General features: G+C 66.9%; 21 protein-coding genes. 1 reads left to right on the plus strand and 20 read right to left on the minus strand.

Annotation, left to right across the window (positions count from 1 at the left end; translation table 11 throughout):
* Positions 1-11: 11 nt before the first annotated feature.
* The 10 genes from E1263_RS13465 to E1263_RS13510 form a co-directional block, all read right to left on the minus strand.
* Complete coding sequence (locus E1263_RS13465; protein WP_238161224.1) at positions 12-1,073, minus strand: PP2C family protein-serine/threonine phosphatase; 1,062 nt, start codon at positions 1,071-1,073, stop codon at positions 12-14.
* Complete coding sequence (locus E1263_RS13470; protein ID WP_132167612.1) at positions 1,070-3,349, minus strand: serine/threonine-protein kinase; 2,280 nt, start codon at positions 3,347-3,349, stop codon at positions 1,070-1,072. The genes E1263_RS13465 and E1263_RS13470 overlap by 4 nt, the downstream gene beginning before the upstream one ends.
* Positions 3,346-4,470, minus strand: coding sequence for a hypothetical protein (locus tag E1263_RS13475; protein ID WP_132167613.1), 1,125 nt, complete (start codon positions 4,468-4,470; stop codon positions 3,346-3,348). Before E1263_RS13475 ends, E1263_RS13470 begins: the two co-directional genes overlap by 4 nt.
* Positions 4,467-5,414: a glutamate ABC transporter substrate-binding protein gene (locus tag E1263_RS13480; protein ID WP_132167614.1), complete on the minus strand. Its 948-nt coding sequence runs from the start codon at positions 5,412-5,414 to the stop codon at positions 4,467-4,469. Before E1263_RS13480 ends, E1263_RS13475 begins: the two co-directional genes overlap by 4 nt.
* Entirely contained in the window at positions 5,411-6,739 is a 1,329-nt protein-coding gene (locus E1263_RS13485) for a hypothetical protein (protein ID WP_132167615.1), read from the minus strand. The genes E1263_RS13480 and E1263_RS13485 overlap by 4 nt, the downstream gene beginning before the upstream one ends.
* Positions 6,736-8,133 carry an AAA family ATPase gene (locus tag E1263_RS13490; protein WP_132167616.1) on the minus strand — a complete coding sequence of 466 codons (1,398 nt, stop codon included), beginning with the start codon at positions 8,131-8,133 and terminating at the stop codon, positions 6,736-6,738. The genes E1263_RS13485 and E1263_RS13490 overlap by 4 nt, the downstream gene beginning before the upstream one ends.
* Positions 8,130-8,714: a hypothetical protein gene (locus E1263_RS13495; RefSeq protein ID WP_132167617.1), complete on the minus strand. Its 585-nt coding sequence runs from the start codon at positions 8,712-8,714 to the stop codon at positions 8,130-8,132. Before E1263_RS13495 ends, E1263_RS13490 begins: the two co-directional genes overlap by 4 nt.
* A 26-nt stretch (positions 8,715-8,740) precedes the next feature.
* A complete protein-coding gene (locus E1263_RS13500) occupies positions 8,741-10,021 on the minus strand; it encodes a toxic anion resistance protein (protein WP_132167618.1) in 1,281 nt (426 codons plus the stop codon).
* Positions 10,022-10,146: 125 nt separating this feature from the next.
* On the minus strand, positions 10,147-10,602 hold the full coding sequence (locus E1263_RS13505; RefSeq protein WP_132167619.1) for a dihydrofolate reductase: 456 nt from the start codon (positions 10,600-10,602) through the stop codon (positions 10,147-10,149).
* A complete protein-coding gene (locus E1263_RS13510) occupies positions 10,599-11,390 on the minus strand; it encodes a thymidylate synthase (RefSeq protein ID WP_132167620.1) in 792 nt (263 codons plus the stop codon). The genes E1263_RS13505 and E1263_RS13510 overlap by 4 nt, the downstream gene beginning before the upstream one ends.
* A 33-nt stretch (positions 11,391-11,423) precedes the next feature.
* Here E1263_RS13510 and E1263_RS13515 point away from each other — a divergent pair, with 33 nt between their 5' ends.
* On the plus strand, positions 11,424-12,074 hold the full coding sequence (locus tag E1263_RS13515) for a peptidyl-tRNA hydrolase (protein ID WP_238161225.1): 651 nt from the start codon (positions 11,424-11,426) through the stop codon (positions 12,072-12,074).
* Here E1263_RS13515 and E1263_RS13520 read toward each other — a convergent pair.
* The 10 genes from E1263_RS13520 to E1263_RS13565 all read right to left on the minus strand — a co-directional run bounded on the left by E1263_RS13520 (position 12,059) and on the right by E1263_RS13565 (position 18,191).
* Positions 12,059-12,682: a DUF6928 family protein gene (locus E1263_RS13520; RefSeq protein ID WP_132167622.1), complete on the minus strand. Its 624-nt coding sequence runs from the start codon at positions 12,680-12,682 to the stop codon at positions 12,059-12,061. The two genes, E1263_RS13515 and E1263_RS13520, sit on opposite strands and share 16 nt — an antisense overlap.
* Positions 12,683-12,692: 10 nt before the next feature.
* Positions 12,693-13,280, minus strand: a complete 588-nt coding sequence (locus tag E1263_RS13525) for a dihydrofolate reductase family protein (protein WP_132167623.1) — start codon at positions 13,278-13,280, stop codon at positions 12,693-12,695.
* A 2-nt stretch (positions 13,281-13,282) separates the two neighbouring features.
* Positions 13,283-13,750 carry an SRPBCC domain-containing protein gene (locus E1263_RS13530; protein ID WP_132167624.1) on the minus strand — a complete coding sequence of 156 codons (468 nt, stop codon included), beginning with the start codon at positions 13,748-13,750 and terminating at the stop codon, positions 13,283-13,285.
* Positions 13,747-14,085, minus strand: a complete 339-nt coding sequence (locus E1263_RS13535; protein WP_132167625.1) for an ArsR/SmtB family transcription factor — start codon at positions 14,083-14,085, stop codon at positions 13,747-13,749. The genes E1263_RS13530 and E1263_RS13535 overlap by 4 nt, the downstream gene beginning before the upstream one ends.
* 70 nt (positions 14,086-14,155) lie before the next feature.
* A complete protein-coding gene (locus tag E1263_RS13540; RefSeq protein ID WP_132167626.1) occupies positions 14,156-15,658 on the minus strand; it encodes a multicopper oxidase family protein in 1,503 nt (500 codons plus the stop codon).
* A complete protein-coding gene (locus tag E1263_RS13545; RefSeq protein WP_132167627.1) occupies positions 15,655-16,041 on the minus strand; it encodes a hypothetical protein in 387 nt (128 codons plus the stop codon). The genes E1263_RS13540 and E1263_RS13545 overlap by 4 nt, the downstream gene beginning before the upstream one ends.
* Complete coding sequence (locus tag E1263_RS13550) at positions 16,038-16,403, minus strand: hypothetical protein (RefSeq protein ID WP_132167628.1); 366 nt, start codon at positions 16,401-16,403, stop codon at positions 16,038-16,040. The genes E1263_RS13545 and E1263_RS13550 overlap by 4 nt, the downstream gene beginning before the upstream one ends.
* Before the next feature lie 87 nt (positions 16,404-16,490).
* Positions 16,491-16,835, minus strand: coding sequence for a hypothetical protein (locus tag E1263_RS13555; RefSeq protein ID WP_132167629.1), 345 nt, complete (start codon positions 16,833-16,835; stop codon positions 16,491-16,493).
* 38 nt (positions 16,836-16,873) lie between these two features.
* Positions 16,874-17,083, minus strand: a complete 210-nt coding sequence (locus tag E1263_RS13560) for a hypothetical protein (RefSeq protein WP_132167630.1) — start codon at positions 17,081-17,083, stop codon at positions 16,874-16,876.
* A 73-nt stretch (positions 17,084-17,156) separates the two neighbouring features.
* Complete coding sequence (locus E1263_RS13565; RefSeq protein WP_132167631.1) at positions 17,157-18,191, minus strand: LacI family DNA-binding transcriptional regulator; 1,035 nt, start codon at positions 18,189-18,191, stop codon at positions 17,157-17,159.
* Positions 18,192-18,263: the final 72 nt, after the last annotated feature.

The raw sequence follows: 18,263 nt of genomic DNA on the forward strand, positions 1-18,263 counted from the left end.
AACGTATTTGGTTAGACACGCGCAAGCGTGACGGTGATGTTGTCCTGGCCGCCCTGGGCGTTCGCCCAGTCGACCAGTGCGGATGCGGTGGCAAGCGGTTCGCCGCCGTTGGCCGCAGCGGTCTGACGGACGAGGTCGGCCAACGGTGCCGCCTCGGAGCAGTAGTTCCACAATCCGTCCGAGCAGACCATGACCCAGCCGGGCTCGGTGACGCGGACAGTCGTCGTACGGGGGGTGTGGTCCGGTGCGTCTTTGCCCAGCCAGCGAGTGATCGCGTGGGCGTGCGGGCCGGACTCGGCCTCGGCGCGAGAGATGCCAGTGGCGATCAGCTCAGCGGCCCAGGAGTCGTCCACGGTCAGCGCGACCGCTTCGGACGCGTCCGGGAACCAGTACGCCCGGCTGTCGCCGACGGTCCCCGCGACGAGCAGCCCGTCCTCCAGTACGGCGGCCACGAACGTGCAGGACGCCGGATTCGGGCTGTCGGGACTGGTGTTCTCCAGTACGGCGTCGCTGGCGGCATCTGCCGCAGCATTCAGCCGGGCCACGATCGCACCGCTGCGCGACGACTCGGTGCCGATGCCCTGTGCGTGCCCAGCAACCAGGACCTCGCGAGCGGCGCGTGCTGCGGCCAGCGACGCGACATCGGAGTCGAGTGAGGAGCTCACGCCGTCACAGACGACCAGCAGCGCTCTACTGCCCTGCTCTGGGTCGGCAGCGATCGCCATCGAGTCCTCGTTGCGGCTGTGCCGGATACCGCGGTCACAGACGCCGGCCACCCACGGAGCGGGCTGCTCACTGAAGTGGTCGCGCGGCTTGGCAGCCTTCACTCCGCAGGTCCCGCAGTAACCGTCCGCACCAATGACGCCACCGCACGACGTACAGGGTCCTACCGGTGGCAGGGCGTTGATCTCGACGGTCGGCTCCGTGTCGGTGTCCAGCGCCGGCGATGTGCCTGCCTCGGCGGGTGCGAGCTCGCCGGGCTTCAGCTCCATGCCACACGCCTCGCAGAAACGGTCGGCCTCGGACACATGGCCCCCACACGTGGGGCAGACCGTGTCGGTCGTACTCGTCATCGCAACGTCCATCCTCGAACCTCGTTGGCCAGGTCGACCAGGGCGATCCGTTCCGGCCGGCTCTCAGCCTGGGTGGCCAGTTGCCGGTAGGTGGCTTCGAGTCCGTCCCGCAGGGCCGGCTCGGTCGCCTCCCGGCCGTCGATCCGCAGACCTTCCTGCGGACCGGACTGCCGTACCTCTTCCAGCGCGGCCCGGAACACGTTCGCCGCCAGGTTGGCCCGGTCGACCGGGTCGATGGTCAGCGAGTCGATGCTGTCCATCGCCTGAGCGAGCGCATCCAGGCCACGCCCCGATCCTGCCAGTAGTCCGGCTCGCTGGCGGCGGGCGCGCACATACGCGCCGCTGGTTCGCGGAACCAGGTCCAGTGCGGCCAGGGCTCCGTCCAGGTCGTTGCGCCGGGTCCGGATGTCCGCCAGCCCGAAGGCCGACGGTGCGATGTAGTTGGCATCAGTGCGCGCACAGGTCTGATAGAGGCCTTCGGCAACGTCGAACTCGCCGCTCATCTCACAGGCGATCGCCAGCGCGAGCTTGGGCGCCAGCTCACCCGGCACCTGGCCGTAGACGGCGTTGAACGCGGACTGGGCTGCCTTCGCGTCACCGCGGGCCAGAGCGACCAGCCCGGCCATCCAGACCGCCCGCCACTCCCAGGGGTCCGATGCGAGCAGATCTGCGACCGCAGTGTCGACCATGTCGAAACGCTCGGCCCCAACCTCCAGAGAGGTCTCAGCGATCTCCAGCAGGATCTGCGGCGACGGCTCCGGCGCATCGACCAGCAGCTCGAGCCGCTTGTCCGGATCCGGCACGCTGACGGTCTTCAACCAGCCTGCCATCTTGTCGCTGTCGTCCGCGATGAGTGAAGGCAGCCGCTGCCACGGTGCGGCCGCGTCACCGAGTCCCAGCGACTTGTCGCCCGGCGTACCGAACAGCAGTGACGATGCGGAGTGCTGTGCAGCCTGGGTGCCCTGCTTGTCGGCCACGACCTCACGCAGTACGCCGAGGAGCTGCACGCGGAACTCGTCAGCGGTCTGGAAGCGGTCTGCCGGGTCCTTGGCGCAGGCCTTGAGCAGGAGCCGGTAGACCGAGTCGTACTTCTGGAACAGCGGTACGTCGCCCACCGGCGGCAGCGAGGTGACGTAGCGACCCTGGTAGCCGCGGAACTCCATCGCCAGCACACACAGGGTCCGGCCGAGCGTGTAGATGTCTGAGGCGATCGACGTTCCGACCTCGGCCACCTCAGGCGCCTGGAAACCGACCGTTCCGTAGATGGCCGAGTCCATGTCGTCGATCCGCCGCACACCACCGAGGTCGATCAGCTTGACCGCGTCACCGACCTGGATGATGTTGTCCGGCTTGAAGTCGCAGTAGACCAGGCCCAGGTCGTGCAGGTACGAGAACGCGGGCAGGATCTCCAGCATGTAGGCGATCGCCTGGTCGATCGGCAGCGCGTCGTACAGGTTGTTGTTGGCCGCCATGCGCTGCTTGAGCAGCGTCTTGAGCGAGGTGCCGCCGACGTACTCCATGACGATGTAGCCGGCGCCGTCGTGGGTGACGAAGTTGTAGATCTCGACGATCAGCGGGTGCTCGACCCGGGCCAGGAACTGCTGCTCGGCGATCGCGGCCGCCACGGCGTCCGGGTCCTCCGAGTTCAGCAGGCCCTTCAGAACCACCCAGCGGTTCGAGACGTTCTGATCCTGGGCCATGTAGATCCAGCCGAAGCCACCATGCGCCAGACAGCCCTTGACCAGGTACTGGCCGCCGACCAGGTCACCGTCCTGCAGCTTGGGCGAGAACGAGAACGGGTTGCGGCACTTGGGGCAGAAGCCGTCGGTGCGGCCCGGCTGACCGTCTCGGGACCGGCCGACCGCGTTGCCACAGCTGGGACAGTTCCGGCGGTCCTCCGGCACCATCGGGTTCGACAGGATCGCTTTGCTCGCGTCGATCGCCGGAATCGTCGGTACGTGGGTCAGACCGGCACCCAGCCGCGCACCGCGCAGACGAGTGGACGACGTGCCCAGCCGGCGCGTGAGCTTCGACCCTGCCTGCGCAGCGCGCGCAGAGCCGAGCGGTGTGGACGCGAGGCGGTTCGACGCGCGGGAAACCGTGGACGGCGTGCTGACCGGATCCAGGTCCGGCTGGTCCGGTGCGATCACATCAGGGGCTCCGACTACTGCCGACGGGCTGACTGCTCCAGCCGGTGCAGGCGCTCCGCACACGTCGCAGTAGCCGTCCACGATGGTGCCCGTACAACCGGGCTCCGTGCAGGCGATGGTCGTCATCTGGTCCCTCCTGTGCTCTCCAGGTAGGCCTGGTACGCCGTGACGAGCGCAGCAAGCCGGACAGTGTCCACCGGCTCCGTCTCCATCACCGCACGGCCACGCCGGTACAACTCCGCAAGGTCTTCGTTGTTCGGGGCTACCCGCCCCGACTTCACCTGATACGCGTCCAGTAGCGCGGCCAACTCGTCCCGCCGCGCGACAGCCGCGCTGTACGCCGTCTGTGCTTGCCCGAGCGCCCGCCGTACGGCGTCCAATCGGGTCAGGTACTTCTCCAGCTCAGCCGGGGTGTTCGGAACCGGTCCAAGCGCAGTGACATCCGGAACGGCGAGCCGCGGGGCCGGTGTGACCGCAGCGACCGCGTTGTCAGCCAGCGCGCGCACCGCGGTGCCCTGTGCTTCCAAGTCGCCCCGCAGTGTCCGGGCGCGGGCCACATCGGCCGCACGCTCCTTGCGCGTGGCCGCACCGACGATCAGGTCTCGCTCAGTGTGCGCAGCGTCGATCTCGAACGGGCCGATCAGCCCACCGATGTCCGCGCCGCGCTTGTTGCGATCGACAAGGTCCGTCAGTCGCCGGTCGAGATCGTGGTGCTCAGCCAGCGCCGTGTTGCGCACGTTGGCCGGCTCGAGCTTGACCAGATCCCCGATCCGCTCGACCTGTGCGCGCAGCTGACGCAGTTTCGCGGCCCGATCGGCGTCCCCTGGCTCCAGTGCGAGTTTGGCCCGCAGACTCGAAGCCAGCGCATCCGACAACTTGCATGCCTCCGGCAACGAAACCGCCAGTGACCCGCCCGCGCTGCCGGTGTCCAGCCCACCCCAGATCAACGTCGAGATCCGCTCGGTCTCGGTCGCCCCGACCCGCCCCGAATCCCACGTCACCAGAATCAGCTCGTACCGGTCCGACACGGCCTTCCAGACCGCCATCCCCAGCACGATGTCAGCACTCAGCGAATCCGCGTCCGGCGCCCGCAGCGCCGCCTCGTCCAACTCGTCGAGCTCAGCCTTCCGCTGATCCCGCCAACGCCCCAAAGCACTCAGGAACGAGAGCAGCTCCGAAGCCGGAACGCTGCTCCCCATCCGCCCCGGCGGCGCCGGCGCCGCCGCGGTAGGCGTCCGAACCGTCATCGCCCGTACACCGGCGCCGGCGCAGTGGCCTTCCCTAGGGCAGGCTCAAGCCACTTCTTGTACGACGCCGCCCACTCGCCGTTGGCCTTGATGTTCGCGAGCACCTGGTTCACGAACTGCACGAAGTCCGTGTTGTCCTTGTTGATCCCCAGGCCGTACGGCTCCGCACTGAACGCCTTCTCCTTCAGCACCTTCGCATACGGGTCCTGAGCTGCATCCCCGGCCAGCACTGTGTCGTCACCGCTGATCCCGTACGCCTTACCCGACTGGAACAGCACCAGACATCCGGTGTCGGTGTCTGCAGTGATCGTCTTGACCCTCGGGTTCACCTTCTGCAGATTGTCCAGGCTGGTCGAACCGGCGGGGGCACAGATCGTTTGCCCGTCCAGCTCCGGGTCTGTGGTGCTCTTCGCAGTGGAGTCCCGCGGGACCAGCGTCTTCTGCCCCGAGTGGTAGTACTCGGCGGAGAAGGCGATCTGCTGCCAGCGCACGCAGTTGATCGTCATGTTGCGCGCAACGATGTCGACCTCGTTGTTCTGCAACACCGGAATACGTTGCGGGCTGGAGATCACCCGCAGTTCCAGATGACCGACGTCGGTGCCGAAGATCGCCTTGGCGACGGCCTTCACCATGTCGATGTCGAAACCCTCGATCTCACCGCTGATCGGATTCCGTGAGCCGAGGTTCAGGCTGTCCGCGGAGACGCCGGCGATGAGTCGTTTGCGCTCGATGATCTTCTTCAGGGTGGGGCTGCTCAGGGACACGTTCTCCGGTGCGTACGACCGCAGCGGGTTCTTGGTGTCACCGCACGGTGCGGGTGCCACAGGAGCAGCTGCAGCTTTCGGCTGTGGCTTGGGCGGGATCACGGTTGCGTCGTACGCGCCGGAACCGCAGGCGGTGACCGTCATCAGTACCGCGACCGAGGCGGCGATCAGCTTCTTCATCGGTATTCCCCCAGTCGCTGCGAGATGCCCCAGGCGATCAGCAACGCCACCAGAATCCCGATCGGCAGCCCCAGCCACCCGATCGGCGGCAGTCCGTCCCGGGCGCTCTTCAATTGGGTGCTGACTCCGCTGCTGGTGCCGTCCAGGTCCTTCGCCGTCGCTTTGTCGAACGCGGCGAACGCCTCGACCGAGTTCTGGGCCACTGTGACCGACGGCGAGCCGGTGGCGATCTGGACTGCCAGGTCCCAGTTGCCGCCGGTGTCCTGCTTGCGGACCTCTGCGTGGGCTTCCTGGTACTTCGCCCACAGTCCGGCGCCCGGACTGGAGACGGAGATCTTCTTGAGCTGCGCATCGACGGTGGCCGCAGACTCCTTGTAGGCCGTGTCGTACGCCGTTCCGGAGCCGCGGGCGATCAGCGTGAGGCTCTCGTTCGAACGGGCGTCGTACGCCGCGATGCGGGCTCGGGACAGTGCCAGCGTCGAGGCGTAGTCGCCGTCGTGCGCGTCCTTGGCGTCACCAGAGGCGGCGAACAGGGCGAACCCACCGATCAGTGTGGTCAGCAGTACGACGACTCCACCGGCTGCGATCGGCACGTTGATGTAGCGGTGCGTCCGCTGAGCCAGCCAGCGCAGTGTGAAGAACAGAACGAGCACTGAGACCAGACCACCGAGGAGCACCCACCAGACGCCGTTACCGACGCCGTCGAACTCGGAGTCGACCCGCTTCTCGTTGGCTGCGACCAGCGCCTTCACCAACGGCAAGGAGTCGTTCTGCAGGGTCGCATTGGCGTCCCGCAGGTACTGCGAGCCGATCGGGAGGCCCTGGCGGTTGTTGGCCCGCGCCTGCTCGATCAGACCCTGGTAGGTGACCAGCGTGGTGTTCAGCTGGCCGAGAGCATCGCGGTCGGCGGGCTGCGCGCTGGCGGCCTCGGCGACCAGGCGAGCAGCAGAGGCCATCGAGTCGACGAAGTGCTGACGCTGGACGGGCGGCTCAAGGCCGCCGACCAGGAAGGCGTTCGTCGCGTCGGCGTTGGCGCTGACCAGGTTGGTATGGATCGCCTGGATCCGCACCAGCTGAGCAGCGTTCGCCTCGGCGCGCTGCAACGCACCGTCGGACTGGTTGAAGCCCTGGGCGGCGCACAGGCCGAAGACGACACTGACGGCGGCAGCGAGCACGAGGAAGGCGCGCATCCGCCCCGGTGTGCCTTCGAACCACTGGGCAACGGCTCCACGCGGCGTCGGCGTACCGGGTCGTTGCAGGGCTGCAGTCTGCTCCGGCGTCGGCGGCGACCAGGTCGCGGGCGGCGCACTCTGAGTCTGGGTCACGCCTCAACTCCTTGCTCGTGAACGTCCGAAGGATCCGCAACGTCCGAAGAATCGTCGGCGCCCGTCTCCGGATCTTCGGACGTTGTGTCTGTGGAGGCTGGGGGATCGTCGCTGAGGTCCTCAGCGACGATCTGACGCAGCTGGTCGGTCGTGGGTGCCGTCACGTCGCGGAGTCGCCACGCATGCCGGCCGATGGCGGCTTCGAGGGTGTTGCGGGCGAACCGGCCGTTGCCGAAGGACTGGCCGCGCGGAGTCTCGGTGAGGATCTCCCCGAACCGCTCCAGCGCCTCTGGCACCAGCTCGTAGTCGGCGCCTGCGGTGAGGCCGGTGAGGATGTCGGTGAGCTCGTCGTCGCTGTAGTCGTCGAAAGAGATCGTGGTCCGGAACCGGCTGGCCAGTCCGGGGTTGGCGGCGATGAAGACTGCCATCGGCTCGGGGTATCCGGCGACGATGACGACCAGGTCGTCGCGCCGGTCCTCCATCTCCTTGACCAGCGTGTCCACGGCCTCACGCCCGTACTGGTCGGCGCCCAGGTCACCTGCGGTCAGGCTGTACGCCTCGTCGATGAACAGCACCCCACCGACTGCGGACGCGACCACCTCGGCGGTCTTGGTCGCGGTTTGGCCCAGGTAACCAGCAACCAGCTCGGAGCGGTCCACCTCGATCAGCTGTCCCTTTGACAGCAGTCCGAGTGCTTTGTAGATCCCACTGACCAGCCGGGCCACGGTGGTCTTGCCGGTCCCGGGATTGCCCACGAAGACCAGGTGCCGCGTGATGGTCGGACTCTTTAGCCCTGCTTCGGTCCGCAGCTTCTCAACTCGCAGTACGGCGACCTGTCGGTGCACCTCGCGTTTGACCCGCTCAAGCCCGGTCAGCTCGTCCAACTCGGCCAGCAACTCGTCAACCGTCTTGGCCGGCACCTCCGGCTTCTCTTCCGCCTTGGCAACCGCAGGTGTTGCGGGAGCAGGCGTAGAGCCGACCTGTAGCGGCCGAGCTCCGGCTGCCTGCAGTTGTGCCGCAGCAGCCACGGAGGCGTTGCCGACAACGCGCATGGTCGGCTCACCCAACGTGCACGAGGCAGATGCGAGCTCAGCCAACGCCTCGGCGTACGCGACCTTCTCCGGCGACCCTGCGGTGACCAGCTCAGTCAGTACGGCGGTTGGTGCGCCCCGCCAGCGTCGTCCGCGAACGGCAGCGTCGAAGAAGTCCTGGGTGGTTGCACCCGGGAAGGCCTTGGCCCAGTCCGCCGGTGCACCGGGAGCCGACTCCGCCAGGGCGGCTGCCAACGACAGCGCCTCTGCGCGGGCCCGCTCCTCGTCGACACCGGCACGTACGGCGATCTCCAGCAGCGCGGCCAGCGCCTGCTGCAGTGACAGTCCCCCCTCGCCGCTCATGCTCCCCCTCGTCCTGGTGGTGGTCGTAGTGGCCCGGTATCCGGGCCGGTGTCAGGTGCTGGTGTGGAAGTGGTCGGACCAAGGGCCAAGCCTCCCCCGGTAGAACCAGTGCCGAACTTCTCCTGCAGGAACCGGCCATGCGCGATCAGTGCGGCCGCGTCGGCCCGGTTCACCGCGTCGAACACCTTGTCCATCGTTGCGCCCAACAGGTCCAACTGGTCGATCAGGATCATCAGTGAGGTCTTGCCGCGGTCCACCGGCCGGGTGTCGGCCCACTGCCGCGGCAACCGCAGATACCCACCGATGGCCTCCGGTAGATAGTCCGTCGCTGTAGCCATCACGGAGTACGCCTGCGCGCTGCCGGCCAGGTTGCCCAGCCGAGGGATGGTCTCCCGCACGATCCGCACCACCCGGTTGACCCGCGACGCCACCACCGCCGGTACGGCGCCCTCCGCGATCAGCTGCTCGACCCGAACCAGCGCGGCGAGCAGGTCATCGTTCGTGGGAGCACGTGGTCCCGGGGCAGGCTCTGGCTCTTGCTGGCGACCAACGAGTCGCGCAAAGAAGTCCCCCAGAGCCATGCCCGTCCCCTGCTAGTGGTGGTGTGTCAGCGACCGATGTTGATGTCCAGGCTGCCCTGGACGACCTGCTGGTTCTGTCCGGCGACCCGGTCCAGGTAGCTGCGGGACTTGGTCACCTCGGACTCCAGCGTGCCGATCGTGGCCGCCATGTTGTCGAGCGCCTCGGACTTGAAGTGGTCGATCGCGTCCATGGTCGCGTAGATGTTCGCGAACGCGGCCTGCAGTTGCGGAAGCCCGATGGTGGCTGCCGCGGCCTGCTGCTGGATCGCCACCGAGTTGTCCCGCAGCATCTGCGAGGTGCGCTCGATCATGCCGCTCGTGGTGGTGTTCAGCGCGGTGATCTGGTCCAGCACGAGCTTCTGGTTGCCCAGCGCCTGTGCCACGATGACTGCCGTCCGCAGTGCCGACACGGTGGTCGTGGAGGCGCGGTCGACGCCCTTGATCAGCTCGATGTTGTTCTTGATGATGATGTCGATGGCCAGGTAGTTCTGGATCGACACTGCGAGCTGGGTGAGCAGGTCCTGGTGCTTCTGCCGGACGTAGAACAGCACGTCCTCGCGGAACGCCTTGGCCTTCTCCGGGTTGGTCGTGTCCAGCTCTGCGATCGCTGCGGACAGCCGTGCATCGAGGCGCTCGGCGACGTACACGTACTGGTTCAGCCGGGTCATGGCGTCCCAGAGGTTCTGCTTCTCCAAGTTCAGCGCGGCGTTGTCCTTGCCGAGCTCGTCCTGGCCGTTCCGCAGTGAGTGCAGGATCCCCTCGAGGTGCGTCTGCGCGCTCTGGTACTTGCGGAAGTAGTCCTCGATCTTGTCGCCGAACGGGATCATCCCGAGCAGCTTCCGGGTCCCGGTAGCGCCCTTCGGGTCCAGGTCCTCGACCGTACGGCGCAGGTCGAGCAGCGTCTTGCCGACCGTCGACCCCTCCGACAGGCCGCCGCTCTGCAGCGCCTTGACCGGCTGCTGCAGCAGCCGGTTGGAGCTCTCAGCCGCATTGCGGATGTCGACGTCACCCATGCTGCGCACGTCAGTGGCCTTGGCCGCGAACTCCGGTGACCGCGGCTCGGCCACCATCAGCGCAGTGAGGAAGGTGTCCACCTTCGCGTCCAGACCCGGCAGTGCGGCCGCGTCAACGGCCGGAGCCAGGCTCGGCGCCGCCGTGGCAGCTACTGCCTGTGATGGCGCCGGAGCAGTCAGTATCAGTCCCGGTGCGGTCGCGGTCGGCGGCTGCAGCGGCGATACCGCCGGCTGCGCAGCCGCTGCCCCAGCGGCGTTTCCTGCTGCTCCAGCAGTGTTATCGGCTTCGGTCATCGTCGTTCCCCTCCGGTGGCTGCGCGAGCGTCCCCCACTCCCGCGTGCTGTCACCTCCGTGACGCGCTGACAATCTACGCGGTTCCCGGCCGACGTGGTGGTGTCGTTGTGTAGTCGTTGCCTGCTCAGCTACGCCGGTAGCTGACGAAGGCGAAACCGTCGTGCGGGTCGCGAGCGGTTTCGGTCCAGTCCGACTGGTCGAGAGCGGGGAAGGTGACGTCGCCGGCGGGGGACTGGTCGACCTCGGTCAGCTCCAGCCGATCGGCGTACGGGAGGGCTTGGCGGTAGATCTCGCCGCCGCCTGCCACATAGAGGTCGCCCTGCTCTTTGAGGGCCTCTTCGAGCGTGTGAACAACCTGTACGCCGTCTGCCGACCAGTCTTGTTGCCGAGTGACCACGACGGTACGGCGGCCGGGTAGTGGTCGGCCGATCGAGTCGTAGGTCTTGCGGCCCATCACCAGCGTGTGTCCGAGGGTCAGCTGCTTGAAGTGCTGGAGGTCCTCCCGGATGCGCCACGGCAGGTCGTTGTCACGGCCGATGACGCCGTTCGCGCCGACCGCCGCGATCAGGATGATGCTCATACGGCGATGGGGGCCTTGATGCCCGGGTGCGGGTCGTAGCCGACCAGTTCGATGTCAGCGATCTCGTAGGAGTCGATCGAGTCGCGCTGCGCGAGCTTGAGGGTCGGCAGCGGCCGGGGCTCGCGGGTGAGCTGCAGGCGGGCCTGGTCCAGGTGGTTCGAGTAGAGGTGTGCGTCGCCGAGGGTGTGGACGAAGTCGCCGACCTCCAGTCCGGTCTGCTGAGCGACCATGTGGGTCAGCAGCGCGTACGAGGCGATGTTGAACGGCACACCGAGGAAGATGTCGGCGGAGCGCTGGTACAGCTGGCAGGACAGCTTGCCGTCGGCCACGTAGAACTGGAACATCGTGTGACACGGCGGAAGCGCCATGCTGTCGACATCTGCGACGTTCCACGCGTTGACGATGTGCCGGCGTGAGTCGGGGTTCTTCTTGATGCCCTCGATCAGTCCGGCGATCTGGTCGACGCTGCGGCCGTCCGGTGTCGGCCAGGAGCGCCACTGATAGCCGTAGACCGGCCCCAGCTCGCCGTCCGCGTCAGCCCACTCGTCCCAGATCTTGATGTTGTTCTCGTGCAGCCACTTGATGTTCGTCGAGCCGCTGAGGAACCAGATCAGCTCCCCGAACACCGACCGCAGATGCAGCTTCTTGGTGGTGACGGCCGGGAAGCCCTCCCGAAGGTCGTACCGCGACTGGTACCCGAACACGCTCAGCGTGCCCGTGCCAGTACGGTCCCCCTTCTGAGTCCCGTGGTCCAACACATGCCTCAGAAGATCCAGGTACTGCTGCATGCGGCCAACCTACCTCCTGACAGACTCGCGTCCGTGGAGCACGTACTGACTCTGGTCATTCGCGTCGAGAAGAACGCCCGTCCTCAGCAGACTGATGCTCTGGAGGCCGCAGCGACCGCCGTACTGGCGATCCTTGCCGACGAGCGCTCCACCGGCGAGGGCGAGTGGGCCGCCGCCATGACTGCCTGGCAGGACCGCCGCATCCGCAAGGTGGTCCGCCGTGCCCGCGGAGCCGAGTGGCGCCGAGCCGAAGCCCTCCCTGGCGTCACCGTCATCCAGGGGACCGCAGAGGTCAGAGTCTTCCCGCCAGTCCCACTGGACGACGTTCCCAAAGACCTCGCCAAGCTACAGGTAGCCGGCACCGACTTCGACCAGCCAGAACCCCCTGCCGTCCCGCACCCCGGCGTACCAGTCATCTGGATCAACCCGACCCTGCAGATGTCCAGCGGCAAGACCATGGCCCAGGTAGGCCACGGTGCCCAGCTGGCCTGGCTAGCTCTCTCAGAAGCAGCCCGCAAAGACTGGTCCGCCGCCAACTTCCCCCTGGCAGTCCGCAAAGCCAACCCGGCGCACTGGACCCAGCTACTCCAGACCGACTTCCCCGTCATCCAGGACGCCGGCTTCACCGAAATAGAACCCGGCTCCCGCACAGTCATCGCCGAACACCCTCAACTCAGGCGATAACCCAGCAACACGATCTCCGCCAGCTCAGGCTCGTTGTCCGGCGGGTACCCCTCATAGACGAACCCAAAGAGCGTCCCGAGTGCTTCCTCGGCCAGCTCCAACGGGTGGAACACGAAGGGGTACGGCTGCTCGTCGTCCTCGTCGTCGACGGGGTGCTCACCGGCCCAGTACGGCGCCTCGAACGGCAGCCGTGAGCCGATGTCCTCAAGCACCCCGCTGTCCGGCGACAGACTCAGCGCTCGCTGCAATACGCGGTCCTCCCAGATCGCATAGGCGAACCAATCGACCACGCTGTGCATCGCATGCAGATAGAGCGTTCGGCCCTTCGCCTCGTCAACGAAGCGCTGTGGCAGTGCTGACGGGTAGTCGAGTGCCACCTCACCTGATAGCAGCACCGTCGCGCCTGGGAAGACACCGGCGTAGATGATGCCGTCCGGGGGATTCGACTGTTCCGCCATCGTGCTGTCGTCGAGCGGGGTCAGCGTTCGGCCCGGGTGAAGCTGCTCCACGAAGGCTTGTGTTGCTTGGCGGTCTACTGCAGGTTGCTCACGCAGTACGTCGGCCACGGGGCGGTCGGCGTACACGAGCATCCAGTCTTTGGCTCCCATGCGGGATGTTCTACCGGATGACCTTGTAGTGCAGGTGGGTGACTCGGTCGCCTTGTACGACGCGGGGGTCTTCCAGGAGGACTTGCGGGCCTACGTAGTCGCCGAAGAACTTGCGGCCGGCGCCCAGGACTACCGGGGCGAGGTTGTAGGCGAGTTCGTCGACCAGGCCGGCGGCTAGGGCTTGCCCGGTGAGATTGCCGCCGGTGATGGAGACGTTGTCGGAGCCGGCATGGGCTTTGGCTTGAGTGACTGCTTGTTCGATGCCGTTCACGAAGGTGAAGGGGGCGCCGGGGAACGGCCAGTCAGTCGGGGGCTGGTGGGTGACCACGAAGACGTGGTCGCCCACGGCGGGGACGCCGTTCCAGCCGTTGGTGATGTCGAAGAGGCGACGGCCGATGATGCAGGAGCGGACGTTGGGCCAGGTGCTGTCGAGGTAGTCGGCGCTGGCCTGGCTGATGTGGAAGGCCCGGCTGCGGTCGGTGCCGTAGTACTCGACCGGTCCGTTGCCGTACCAGTCGAAGAGCGGTCCAACGCCGTCCTCGAGGTCCGCGACGAACCCGTCCAGTGACACGACCGCAGAGGCGATCACGTTGCCCATGACTAGCCCTCCTTGGCGACCAGCTCGGCGAGGCGGTCCATGGAGTCGTTGATGCCGTCGGCCATGCCGTACTCGACGGACTGGTCACGGCCTTCGACGGAGGGGAACACAGAGCGCTGGCGGAGCAGCACGCCGGTCTCGGTGGGCTCCAGTGTCAGCTTTTCGATGCAGACCTCGCCCGGTGCGCCTTCCCACTCGAAGGTCTGGATGACCATCTCGTCCTGGACGACGCTGTGGAAGACCCCGCGGAAGGCGTACTCGCCATTGGCGTCACGGTGGACGTAGCGGTACGCACCGCCCGGGCGGACGTCGTACTCCTGGATGTCGGCCTCCAGGTTGCGCGGGCCGAGCCACTGGCCCAGTAGCTCCTTGCTGGTCATCACTTTGAACAGCTGGGCCGGGGTGGCGTCGAACTCACGGGTGACCTCGACGAACGGCGTACCGGCGGGGGTGTTGATGGTGGTGGTCATTTCTCCTGCTCCTTGATCGTGGCGAGCACCGCGTCCATCCGTCGGAAGCGGCGCTCGGTCTCCAGCCGGTACTCGTCGATCCAGCTGGTCAGTGCCTCGAGCGCGGCCGGCACCAGGTGGCAGGGACGGCGCTGGCCGTCCCGCGTCCGGGTGATCAGCCCGGCGGCCTCGAGCACCTGGATGTGCCGCGAGATCGCCTGCGTGGTGATCGGGAACGGTTCGGCCAGCTCGTTGACGGTCGCCGGACCCCGCGAGAGTCGCGCGATCATCGCTCGCCGGATCGGATCGCCGAGTGCGGCGAAGGCCCGATCGAGCTGGCTGTCGTCAACCGGCATCTTTATCAACCATTCCCTTGATCAACTGATGTGTTGAATATAGGGAGAGGCTGCACCCCGCGTCAAGGGGTCAGATCGTTTCGAAGGCGGCCATCATGGCCATGTCCTCGTGCTCGAGGTTGTGGCAGTGGATGAGGTACTTGCCCTTGTGGGCGGTGAACTTCACCAGCACCTCCACCACCTCGGCCGGCTGCACATCCACGGTGTCCTTCCAGCCTGCGTCGTACGGGCCTGGCTCGCGGCCGCGGCGGCTCAGCACCTGGAACGGTGCGAGGTGGACGTGCACTGGGTGGTGCACGTCAGTGACGAACGACCAGATCTCGTACTGGTCGAGTTTCACCTGCGCCTGCATGTTCACTGGGTCGAAGGCCTTGCCGTTGATCGTCCAGCCCTGGTGGCCGCCCGCATTGCCGCGGCGGAACCGCCACTGGCGTTTGACGACGCCACGCGGCACATCAACTGCGGCGTACGTCGACAGCTTCGCCGGGATGCTGCTGTCGTCACTCGCCCGGCGTGCGACCTTGAAGCGCAGTACTGGTGCGTCCTTGTCGAGCCGGTTGACCACAGTGACTTCGTCACCGGGCCGGTACGACGAGAAGTCCACGATCACGTCGAATCGCTCAGCCGGTGCGATCACCAGCGTCTCGTGTTCGACCGGTGCGCCGAGTAGTCCACCATCACTCCCGATCTGCACGAACTTCGCCGGCCCACGGTCGAACGCCAGCTCGTAGCGGCGCGCGTTGGCGGCGTTCAGAATCCGCAGGCGGTATCGCGCTGCGTCTACCTCGTGTACGGGCCACGGTGCGCCGTTCACTAGCGTCACATCGGCCACAACGCCTTCCATGTAAGCCGACTCGACACCCGGGCGGTCCTTGGCGGCTGGGTACAGGAATGAGCCGTCCTCGGCGAAAGCGCGGTCCGCAATGACCAGTGGGATCTCCCGATCACCATGCGGCAGTGGCAGTCGGTCCTCTTCGGCGTCCCGGATCAGATGCAGGCCGAACAGTCCGCGGTAGACCTGTGGTCCGGTGTAGTCCATCCGATGGTCGTGGTACCAGAGCGTGGCCGCGCGCTGCGTGTTCGGAAAGGTGTGCGTGCGGCTCCCGGTCTTCACATCACCGCCCTGCATGGTGTGGTGACCGGAGTGATCGTGGTGCCCGCCTGCTGGCATCAGTAGGTCCAGCGGCCAGCCATCACTCGCAGCTGGCGTGTGCCCGCCATGCAGATGCAGGGCAGTCGGTACGTCGAGTTCGTTCACCTGCTCGACCACAGTGGTCCGGCCACTGCGGACATCGAAGGTCGGCCCGGGGAACAGGCCGTCGTACCCGAGGACTTCAGTCTTGAGACCGGGCAGAATCTCCAGACTGGCCTTGCGCTGCACCACGCGGTAGTGATCCGAAGAGGTGGGCTTCTTTACCGGTGGAATCGGCAGTGGGACGGTGAAGGGCTGGGGGAGTTTCGCCTTACTGTGCAGGAGTTCTCCGGCCTGTGACGGTGACGAGTCAAGGCCGCAGCCGGTCAGTGTGACGGCAGCGCCGGTGGCTGCGAGCAGAGTGCGCCGGGACAGCTTCACTGCTTGACCTCCTGACGGCCGCGACGTGCGGCCGGGCGGAATGACCAGACGGTCATCCAGATGACGACGGCGACGATCGCCGTACCGAGTGGGATGTGGACTGCGAAGTTCTGCAGGTAGCCGAAGGTGAGCTGGACGAACTCGGCCACCACGAGCACCAGGGACGCCAGTAGCGGCCAGGGGCGGCCGCCACCGCCGAGCCAGTAGATGCACGCGGCGACGATCTGGAAGAACCCGAACATCCAGACCGTCGAGCCGATGGGGCCGTGCAGGTTCATCGCATCGGCCTCACCTGCCAGGAAGTAGCCGGCCAGGATCGGTTGGGCGCAGATCAGGATGCAGTGCAGGAGCAGGACGATGCGGAGCGCCCACAGCGACTTCATGCTGACACCGTCCGCCGGCGACAGATCCAGATGGCGAAGCCGACCGTGCTGCCGATCAGTGCGATCCCGAGTGGGATGTGGATTGTGAGCTGCTTGTTGAAGCCCATGGCGATCTGGACGGCCTCTGCGGCCAGGATCAGCAGGGCAATGAGCGGCGCGAGCGGTCGGCCGCCGCGCCGCCAGTAGACGAGCGCGGCGATCAGTTGGGTGAGCCCGACGAAGGCGAGGGCGATGCCCACCGGCTCGTGGATCTTGAGGCCGGTGGTCGCGCCGTTCAGGTAGATGCCGATCGCGACCGGCTGTGCGCAGATCGCGACCGCATGCAGGACCGCGACCAGGCGGAGGACAGCAAGCGATCTCATGTAGACAGACAATAGTAGCCTGGCTACATGTAGATCAATCAGGTATTACCCGGACAGAGCTCTCCTGGGAGTCGGGGTTGGATCTGCTTACGTGAGGTGGCCGAGCGGCGCGACGATGATCCCGGCGCGCTCACAGACCCAGTGCGGGTCAGGGCCGAGCTCCGGCTCGATGCGGAGCTCGTGATCGTTCAGGTCGTCGCAGGCAGTGCAGCGTGGCCAGCGGATCTGGTCGTCGAACAGTCGGTCCTGCACGTCTTGGGCGACCAGTCCGGCGATGTGCTCCGCGCCGTCCGGCCATTGGTCGAGCCACCACTGTCGCTCGGCCACTGCGTCCTCGACCACCGTCACCATGACGGGGTCGTTGAAGCCGCGGGCAGCCAGGTCGTGCAAGACCATGGCGCGCGCAGTCAGTAACACTCCTGGCTCACTCATCGCCCTTCAGAGTGCCAGACGCCACCGACAAACCCCAGCTAGCTGCCGCAGTTGGGACTGGGGTCCAGGCGCTCGGCCAGGCGGAGCTCGCGAGCGGCAACGGATCGGAGTACGGCGCTGAGTCGGGCGCGGGCTGCTGCGATGCGGTGGGACGGCTCGTCGTACGGCTGCTGCGGAGCGTTCGGAAGTGCTGACTGGGACAGTGCGCGAGCGTTCTCGACTGCGGTGTTTCCGGCGATGTAGGTCATGGTTGCTCCCTCCTGAGAGCGTGCTGGGTCGCCCGGCGGCCAGATGGCCGTCGGTGGTGTGGGGTGATGTGGGTTAGCGCTTCGGTGCGGGCCCGCTGCTGGCGCGGACCACCAGTTCTGTGGGCAGTAGCACCTGGCGCTCAGTCGTCGCGGGGTCGAGTAGGAGCCGGCCGAGCACTCGGCCCTTCTCCCCGATGGGCTGGTGGATGGTGGTCAGGCCGGCCTGTTCGGCGGCGGGGATGTCGTCGAAGCCGGTGACGGTCAGGTCCCGCCCGGGAACCAGTCCGCGCACCCGCATCGCCTCCATCGCACCAAGCGCCTGTACGTCGCTCAGTCCGACGATCGCGGTCGGCCGGTCCTGAGAGTCCAGCACCCAACTGGCTCCGGCCACTCCGGAGTTGAAGGCGTTGTGCCCACCGGACACCAGCCGGATGCGTGCCTCCGGCATCGCCTTCTGCAGACCCTCGAGTCGCTGGGTGGGGTTCCCGCTGAGGACCTCGTCGAGTCTCATCTCCACCGGACCGGTGCCGGCGGCCCCGGCGCCCTCGACCAGCACGACGATGTCGCGGTGACCGAGTCGGGTCAGGTGCTCGCCGAGGCTCATGGCCGCGGCCACCTCGTCGATGGCGACCCAGCTGTCCGTGTAGTTGTCGGGGTCGGTGGCTGCGGCCGGGAGGCCACGTGCGGCCAGGATGTCCAGCGCTGGGTGACCGTAGGGCACGCAGAAGATCGCTGCGGCGTCGATAGCGGCCTGCTGAACCGCAGTGCTGCTGTCGGCGGTGTCCTCTGTTCCCACTGGCATCAGGAGCAAGCTGGTGCGGAACTCTTCGGCCACCTCAGCCAGCCCGGCCAGGAAGCCCACGGCAAACGGATCTGAGAATGCGTAGGACAGCTTGTCGGTGAACAGCACCCCGATCGCCCCGGCCTTGCCGCTGCGCAGTGCCCGCGCGGACGCGTCCGGTCCGGCGTAACCGAGCTCGTGGGCGGCGGCCAGGATCCGGTCGCGCAGGGCAGTGGACAGCTGGTCGGGCTTGTTGTAGGCGTTGGATACCGTCGACGGCGAGACGCCCACGGCCTTGGCCACGGTCTTCAACGTCACTCCGGCCATCGCCGCACCGCCTTCTGTATCGTTCTTCTAAATCGATCTAGAAAAACGATACAGAAGGTCGTGGAGGAGTGC

This window comes from Kribbella antibiotica, from assembly GCF_004349055.1.
In the GTDB taxonomy this organism is placed as follows: domain Bacteria; phylum Actinomycetota; class Actinomycetes; order Propionibacteriales; family Kribbellaceae; genus Kribbella; species Kribbella antibiotica.